Consider the following 7,270-nt stretch of genomic DNA (forward strand, 5'->3'; position numbering starts at 1 on the left):
GCGATGGCCTGTGCCAGGGCGGGTGGTGGTTGTTGGCCGCGGCGGTGGGCGAAGGCCGGTGTGTGCTCGCGCCACAGGGACAGGTGTAGGTGCAGGCCGCTTGCGACGCCGGTCTGGGGGGTGGCCATGAACACCGGTGTGGTGCCGCACCGGGCGGCGACCTGAGCGGTGATGTGCCGAAAGACGGTGTAGTGATCTACGGCGGCGAGGGCGTCGCCGTAGGCGAACGTCACTTCGCACTGGCCGGGCGCTCCCTCGGTCTTGAAGGCTTCGTAGCCGATCCCGGCGTCGGTCAGCGCCTCGCCCAGCTGGTGGAAGAAGTCACTGATCTCGGGGGGATGCTGCAGGGCGTAGTCCAGGTTCGCTGTCCAGGCCGGGGCGCGGCCGTCGGGCCCGTCTTTGTAGAGGACGAACTCGGCCTCGACGCCGGCCTTCATCTCGTAGCCGAGGTGGCGCAGGCGTGCGAGGTGCGTGGCCAGCACCTGGCGGGGTGCCACCTCGACCGGGCTGCCGTCGTCATGCAGCGGTGTGCCGAAGACGAGGGCGGTGCCCGGCCGGTGCGGCAGCATGCGGACCTGGTCCAGGTCGGGGATGACGAGGACGTCTCCGAAGCCCTGGTCCCAGCCGGTGGAGTCGAACGTGTCCAGGGGTGTCATGTCGATGTCGGTGGCCAGGATGTAGGAGCACATCTCCGCTCCGCCGGTCATCCGCTCGAGGAAGACCGAGGCGTTGAAGATTTTGCCCATGAGTCGGCCGTGCAGGTCGGGCACGGCCAGCATGATGGTGGTGACGGCCCGGTCCTTGAGCAGCCGCCGCAGCGCGGTGCGGTTGACTGGTCCGGTGGGCCACGGCTCGGCGGTGGGGTTGGTGGTGGCGGTCATCAGAAACCTTCGCTGAGGAGGGCTTCGCCGGGCTGGGCGGCGCTTGCGGCGGTGAGTTGGTAGGCGCGTTTGCCGCGGGTGATCCAGGTGGCCCAGGCCAGCAGCAGCGCCACGAGCAGGGTGACGCCGGCGTAGTTGAAGGACTGCGCGGTGATGGGGGTGGACTGTGGCAGGCAGAACACCAGGGTGATGACCGCGACGTAGGCGGCCGCGACGTATCCGATCGGGCGGCGCCAGCGGCCCAGAGTCCACCGGCCCGGCTGGTAGGCGCGGCCCTTGCGCAGGGCGAGGAAGACCGGGATGCCATACGCCGGGGTCATGCCGACCGCGTTGATCGCGGTGATCGCGCCGTAGGCGGCCGCAGACCACAGGGCCGGAAGGGCGAGGACGAACGGCACGACGATGACGGCCCACACCGCACGGGTGGGCGTCTTGGTGCGGTCGTTGACGATCCGCCAGCTCTGCCAGCCTGGCAGGGCCCGGCTGCGGGAGAAGGCGTAGACCATGCGGCTGGCGGCGGCGACCTCGGCGTTGCCGCAGAACAGCATCGCCACAATCACGACCAGGAGCAGCGCCTTCGCGCCGGATGCACCGAGGACGTCGAGGAAGATCTGCGCGGGCGGCACACCCGTCTCCGTGTTCTGCGTACCCGTGTAGTCCTGCATAGCGAACAGCAGCCCGGCCAGCAGCACGAACCCTGCCGCCCAGGACACCCAGATGGAGCGCACGATGCCGCGCGGCGCCGACATCTGGGCGTCCGTGGTCTCCTCCGCCACGTGTGCGGAGGCGTCGTAACCGCAGAACGTGTAACCCGCCAACAACGAGCCCACCAAGGCCACATAGAAGGGGTGGGAGAAGCCGGTGTCGTTGTGGAAGTGGGTGAACACGAAGCTCGGTGACTGGTGCTGGGCCGGGGCGATGGTCAGCGCACCGACGATGACGGCGACACCGGCCAGCTGCCACCACACCGAGATCGAGTTCAGCACGGTGACCAGGCGTACCCCGGCGGAGTTGAGCAGGCCGTGCAGGAGCAGGATGCACCCGAAGATGAGCATGGTGGTGCCGTCCGTGGGCGCGATGTTCCACTGCATCTGCGCGAACGCGCCGGCGAAGGCGGCAGCGCCGTAGTCGATGCCCGCGATCGCACCGAGCAGGCCGAGCAGGTTCAGCCAGCCGGTCACCCAGCCCCAGCGGCGTCCGCCGAGCTTGTCGGCCATGAAGTAGGGGCCGCCGGAGGTCGGGTAGGCGGATACGACATCGGCGAGGGACAGCCCGACCAGCAGCGTCAGGAAGCCGATGACGGCCCAGCTGCCGAGCATGACCACAGGGCCGCCGTGGCCCAGGCCGAACCCGAACAGGCTCATGCCGCCGGCCAGGATGCAGATGACCGAGAAGCTGATCGCGAAGTTCCCGAAGGCGCCCATCTTGCGGGACAGTTCGGGCTTGATGCCGAGCTGTGCAAGGAAAGCATCGTCCGAGCTCGCGGGGTCAACCGTGCCGGCTCTTGTGTGAGACACAGTAATCCTTCGAAAAGGGGGGAGAGGGTACGGGGACAGTTCAGGGGCGTTGATCACGCTGGGCCGGCGGGGCCCGGCAGCGCATCGAGACGCCCTGGCTAGCGCAGGACGGATGCACGGATGCGGAGTAACTCCTCCCTCCAGTCGGCGGAGCGGCCGAGGCTGGCGTTGATGTCCCGCCACGGCTGCGGCGTGACGTGGGGGCCCATCGCCCTAAACACGTACGCGGCGCGATCGTTCTCGCCGCAGGCCACCAGGGCGTGCGCGAGGTGGCTGAGGTCCGACAGCGGCTGCCACGGGTACTCGACCGGAGGGATGTCGGCGAACCAGTCGTCGTACGCCTTGCGCGCGTAATGCGCCACCTGGGCGGTCTGCCAGAACTGCAGGGCACCGCCCCGGCCATCACCGTGCCGCTGCCGGTAGATGTCCATGAGCGCGTACAGCGGCATCACCTGCAACTGAGGATTGAACGGCGTGCCCATCGCCGCAAGCCAGCACGAAAAGTTCATGGCGGCCCCGGGCTCACGTGAGCGGGTGTGGAACCACTCCCGCATGCGGTGATGGCCTTCCCGGTTTCCGGGGTGACGCTGGTTGATCTCTGCGAGGAGCGGCCAGGGACCCCGGTGATGCATCGCCGGATCTTTCAACGCATCCCACGGCATCCCCCGCTCGTGGGCGTGGGGGTCGAAGTGGTGCGGGGCAAAGGGAAGCCGGGTCAACTTGAGCAGATCCACCCACGGCACGGGGCATGCCGACCACAGGGCCCTGGCCTGGTAGAGGGCCTGCCGGGCCAGGCCGGCGGCTCGTGCCACCACCTGCTGGCTCTGGTTGCCGCGATGCGCGGCGAGCGCGGCACGGGTGAGGACGCGGCCCCACATCATGGCGGCATCCGGGCTGTTGGGTTCCTCATCGCGCCAGGTCTTGAAGACGCCCGGCTCGCCCGCGCCGGCCGCCAGGAGCTGGCTGCGGATGGTGCGTAAAGCCCAGTTGGGGCCGGTGCGGGCCAGCAGGTCACGGGCGGAGAGGTACCGGCCCATCTTCAGATCCTCCAGCGCGGCACGCAGATCGGTGTCGGGGCCGACCGGGCTGACTATCAGGCCGGTAGGGCCGATGGCGTTGAGGCCGAGGACCGTGGGGTTGGTGCGGCTCGCTAACGGTTTGGGCATCGGGTCATCCGCAGGGTTGGCGTGGTGGGCTTGGACTGCTGTGGGTGCGGGGGGTCGTCGTCCGGGTGAGGGCGCTCAGCGCGGTCGCCGGCAGTGGCCGGGGCGGCATAGTGGGCTGCCGTTGCCGGGACCCGGCGGGGCAGGGCAAGGCAGGCCCACACACGGGTGCCGCCGGGGCAGGTGGTTGCCTGCCAGTGACTGGCCAGGGCATCAACCAGGCATAGCCCGCGCCCGCTCTCAGCGTCCTCGGTTGCCGTCGAGTGGTCGATGGGGGAGCGGGGCCGGCCTTGGTCGCTGACGGTTACCCATGCGTGGTGTGCGGACAGCATCAGTGAGAGCGTGATCTCTTCGCCGTGTGCGTGCACGACGGCGTTCGTGGTGAGTTCGCTGGTGATGAGCGCAAGACTGTCGGTGACCTCGCGAGGGACGTGCCAGGTGCGGCAGGTGCCGATCAGGTGTGCGCGGGCCGCTCGCGGTGTGTGCAAGGAGCGGCCGGGCAGGATCCAGGATGCCGACAGACGCTGTTCATAGCGCGGCAGAGCGGTGGCCGGAAAGGGTCTGTCCGAAGATGCTGGGCGTGAAGCGGTCAGCACTCCCCATACGACGCCCCAGGCGTCGGTGGTGAGGTGGGGGTTCACAGTGCGTCCTCCGGGGTGGCTTTGCCTTGCAGAACGGTCTGGCTGTTGTCCGCGCAGAGGAGGTGCGGCGGAACTGGGCCGAAGCGTCGACCCTCAGGGCGAACGCGGCGCCTTCCCTTTGACGCTGCAAGGCGCGGCGACGGCCTTGGTTGCTGAGGTTCGCTTTCGACCGTAGAGTCACAGCCCTGCAAGTCCCAAGCAGATTGCGCGAGTTTGCAGCAAGCCGGTTGACGGCCTCAGATACCGACCAGACCATCGTGGAGTCGTGCAAACCTGAGCAAGGCAGCAGACAGGAGAACGAGCATGAAGCTACGGTTTCTTGGCAAGAACTCCACGGTCGGGGACTGTCCGACCCTGTACGCCACCGACCGGGACACCTACCTCGTCCAAGGATGGAAGGTCTTCGCGAACGACCTGCTGATGCAGCTTGAGATTTCCGAGGGGGAGACGGCGGTGGAGGTACCCACGGAGTTGTTCGAGCACCTCACGAAGGACGGCCTGCCAGTCGGAGAGATCAAGCGTGTCGAAGATCCGATCATGATCCTCACGCCGGGCGGTACGTTCGTCGTCCAGGGCTGCAAGGTGACTGACCCCGAAGCTCTGGCCCGGATGGAAATTCCGGACTACGAGACCGTGGTCGAGGTTCCCAAGACCGCGATCACCGCCCTACTGGAGGATGTGTGTGAAGCTGATCTCCAGCACCCAGCGCAACCAGCTCTTTGAGATCTTCGAACGGGACGCATTCCATCTGGAGCTGAGGGACGACTACTCCGTTCCGGACGAGGACAGCCCATTTGCGAGCTGGCTGCGCGGCGAGAGCGTCGACTACTCCTATATGGAGCCGTGGACACAGCTCATCAGGCGTGTCACCGGGGAAGGGAAGTCGGTCCGGCGTATCAGGGTCATCACAGAGCCGCACACCCCCTACATCCAGTGGGAGCACGCCACCACCGCCCTCAATCACGAGGCAGGTGAAGAGATCCGCTGGCTTCCCCGGCACCGGCTGCCAGAGGGCATTATCTTTCCGCTGGCGGGCAACGACTGGTGGCTGTACGACGATCGACTCCTCGCCGTGGGCCACTTCGACTCCCAGGGCAGAGTACTCGGATCGGAGATCGTCGAAGACCCGGCCACGGTGGCCGAATGTGTGCGTCTGCGGGACGTCCTATGGGCCGTCGCCATCCCTCACTCCGAGTACAAGCCCTGACCGACCGTGAGCACGCAAGTAGACGAAGCACTACAGGCGTTGGGTGCCCGGCTGCGCGGCTTCCGCAAGGACGCCGGCTTCCTCAGCGGCCGGGCATTCGCGCGAGCCACCTCATGGCAGGAGTCAAAGGTCTCCCGGATCGAGAACGGCAAGCAGCGCCCCAGCGAGAACGACATCCGTGTGTGGTGTGAAACAACCGGTCAGGTGGAGCAGTTGGGAGACCTGGTCGCGATCGTCCGCCACGTCGACGAGCTGTGGCTTGAGTGGCGTCGGCAACTTCAGACCGGCGTCGAAAAGCGGCAACGCAAAGCGATACCGGTATACGCCAAGACAAAGGTCTTCCGCGTCTGGCACCCCACGCTGATCTGGGGCACCCTGCAGACTGCTCAGTATGCGGCTGAGGTCTTCGCACAGGGCGTCAGCTACTACGAGATCCCCAACGATGCCGAAGCCGCCGTGGCGAAGCGGCTTGAGCGCCAGCAGTATCTGTATCAAGGCGATCGCATCTTCAACGTTCTGCTCGGCGAGCAGGCGCTATACACCAACTTCGGCGGACCTGAAGTGATGAAGGGACAGCTTGACCGCCTCCTGGCGGTGATGAGGCTTCCCCGCCTCAGCGTCGGCATCGTCCCCAAGTCCGCACGAACATCCATATGGCCCGGCAACGCATTCTCAATGTTCGACGACCGGCTCGTGCTCGTTGAGACGTACTCGGCCGAATTTTCTGTCACCCAGCCCCGCGAAGTCGAACTGTATACCAAGGCATTCGCCCTCTTGAGGCAGTCGGCCGTCTACGGCACCGCTGTTCGAGACCTCATTTTCACCGCCATTCACCATTTTGATCAGATGCCGGACGACTAGGAAACCTCACCATGCATCAAGAAGACTTGAACTGGCGTACCAGCTCCTACACGGGTTCCGAGACATGTGTTGAAATATCCGATAGTGATCCACCCGTCGTGCTGGTCCGCGATACCAAGGCGCGCGAGCTCGGAAGCGTGACAATCCGGCGGGAGGCATGGGTGGTGTTCGTCAGGTACGCGGCACGGCATTAACCGCACCGGCTGCCACTCACGACTGACGGTGTTGTCCCGCTGTGCCAGCGCGCGCCCAGGGTGCCTCTAATTCTTCCGGCTCGCTGCTGCGCAGACGGGTCAGAGATGAGGCCTGGTCAGAGCCGGGGGTTGGGCTGGTAGTGAAAGGTGTCCGGGGCAGTCGTTTGTGTGGTGCCGGGTGAGGGCTTGCCAGCGTCGTTCGAAGTCGGTGGAGAGTTTGGTGATGTGTTGGGGGGTGATGGGTTTGTTGTATTGGGCGGTGATGCCGTGGGCGGCGCATTCTCGGGCTATGTCGCTGGGGGAGGGGGCTGGGGTTTCTTTGCGGTGTTTGGTCCATAGGTCGTAGATGCGCCAGGGGAGAAAATACCGTCGGAGGTTTGCAGGGCTGATCGGTTGTTGGTTGCGTCCGTGCAGGCCGTGTGCGGCCAAGTATGTGGAGAGTTGTTGGCCGGTGGGTTCGGTGCCGTGGTGAGTTTGGTAGGTGGTCCAGGCGAGGTAGTAGCGGTCGACGGTGGTGAGGCCGGGTGGCTCAGTGGTGTCGCTCGCGGGATCGGCGGCGGCCTTCACCCGGGGACTCCGGTCTGCTTTTGCTGCTGGTGTGATGCCGGGGCGGGTTGGCGGTGTGCCGTGTGCGTGGGAGCGTGAAGTCGGGGCGTGTTGGTGCGGATTGCGCGGGTTTGACGTCGCGTTCTCGGTCTGTTGGCGGTTGTTTTGTTCTTCGCCCTGGGTGGCGGGGGTTGTCGTGTCGGGACGAGAGTGGGGCTGGTCGCTGTCGCTGTCTGGCGCGTTGGGGTGCAGCGTGCGGG

Annotated in this window: 8 protein-coding genes and 1 pseudogene; 4 read left to right on the plus strand and 5 right to left on the minus strand. The window is 66.3% G+C overall.

The features are described from left to right. The 4 genes and pseudogenes from GRC12_RS39710 to GRC12_RS47010 form a co-directional block, all read right to left on the minus strand. A pseudogene (locus GRC12_RS39710) lies at positions 1 to 881 on the minus strand (glutamine synthetase family protein); the annotation flags it as partial. After that, the gene (locus tag GRC12_RS39715; protein WP_308286736.1) at positions 881 to 2,398 is read right to left on the minus strand and encodes an amino acid permease; all 1,518 of its coding nucleotides are present in this window, start codon (positions 2,396 to 2,398) and stop codon (positions 881 to 883) included. The gene GRC12_RS39715 and the pseudogene GRC12_RS39710, both read right to left, overlap by 1 nt. Before the next feature lie 98 nt (positions 2,399 to 2,496). Further along, positions 2,497 to 3,564 (minus strand): hypothetical protein, encoded by a 1,068-nt coding sequence (locus GRC12_RS39720; protein WP_208785321.1) that lies wholly within the window; start codon positions 3,562 to 3,564, stop codon positions 2,497 to 2,499. Beyond that, positions 3,549 to 4,202, minus strand: a complete 654-nt coding sequence (locus tag GRC12_RS47010; protein WP_208785322.1) for an ATP-binding protein — start codon at positions 4,200 to 4,202, stop codon at positions 3,549 to 3,551. Before GRC12_RS47010 ends, GRC12_RS39720 begins: the two co-directional genes overlap by 16 nt. Before the next feature lie 303 nt (positions 4,203 to 4,505). Here GRC12_RS47010 and GRC12_RS39730 point away from each other — a divergent pair, with 303 nt between their 5' ends. Genes GRC12_RS39730 through GRC12_RS39745 form a run of 4 tightly spaced genes read left to right on the plus strand, consistent with a single transcriptional unit; the run spans position 4,506 to position 6,464 of the window. After that, positions 4,506 to 4,925 carry a hypothetical protein gene (locus GRC12_RS39730; protein ID WP_208785323.1) on the plus strand — a complete coding sequence of 140 codons (420 nt, stop codon included), beginning with the start codon at positions 4,506 to 4,508 and terminating at the stop codon, positions 4,923 to 4,925. Then, positions 4,879 to 5,409 carry a DUF6879 family protein gene (locus GRC12_RS39735; RefSeq protein ID WP_244374487.1) on the plus strand — a complete coding sequence of 177 codons (531 nt, stop codon included), beginning with the start codon at positions 4,879 to 4,881 and terminating at the stop codon, positions 5,407 to 5,409. The genes GRC12_RS39730 and GRC12_RS39735 overlap by 47 nt, the downstream gene beginning before the upstream one ends. Before the next feature lie 6 nt (positions 5,410 to 5,415). Then, positions 5,416 to 6,270 carry a helix-turn-helix domain-containing protein gene (locus GRC12_RS39740; protein ID WP_208785325.1) on the plus strand — a complete coding sequence of 285 codons (855 nt, stop codon included), beginning with the start codon at positions 5,416 to 5,418 and terminating at the stop codon, positions 6,268 to 6,270. Positions 6,271 to 6,281: 11 nt separating this feature from the next. Then, the gene (locus tag GRC12_RS39745; protein WP_208785326.1) at positions 6,282 to 6,464 is read left to right on the plus strand and encodes a DUF397 domain-containing protein; all 183 of its coding nucleotides are present in this window, start codon (positions 6,282 to 6,284) and stop codon (positions 6,462 to 6,464) included. Positions 6,465 to 6,563: 99 nt separating this feature from the next. Here the strand turns inward: GRC12_RS39745 and GRC12_RS39750 are convergent. After that, on the minus strand, positions 6,564 to 7,270 hold a 707-nt coding region (locus GRC12_RS39750; RefSeq protein ID WP_208785327.1), incomplete at its 5' end, for a hypothetical protein.

The organism is Streptomyces griseorubiginosus (assembly GCF_017614965.1).
In the GTDB taxonomy this organism is placed as follows: domain Bacteria; phylum Actinomycetota; class Actinomycetes; order Streptomycetales; family Streptomycetaceae; genus Streptomyces; species Streptomyces griseorubiginosus_B.

Coding starts and splice junctions, on each gene's coding strand:
- GRC12_RS39720 (WP_208785321.1), bottom strand. CDS start 3,564: ATGCCCAAACCGTTAGCGAGCCGCACCAACCCCACGGTCCTCGGCCTC.
- GRC12_RS39730 (WP_208785323.1), top strand. CDS start 4,506: ATGAAGCTACGGTTTCTTGGCAAGAACTCCACGGTCGGGGACTGTCCG.
- GRC12_RS39735 (WP_244374487.1), top strand. CDS start 4,879: ATGTGTGTGAAGCTGATCTCCAGCACCCAGCGCAACCAGCTCTTTGAG.
- GRC12_RS39745 (WP_208785326.1), top strand. CDS start 6,282: ATGCATCAAGAAGACTTGAACTGGCGTACCAGCTCCTACACGGGTTCC.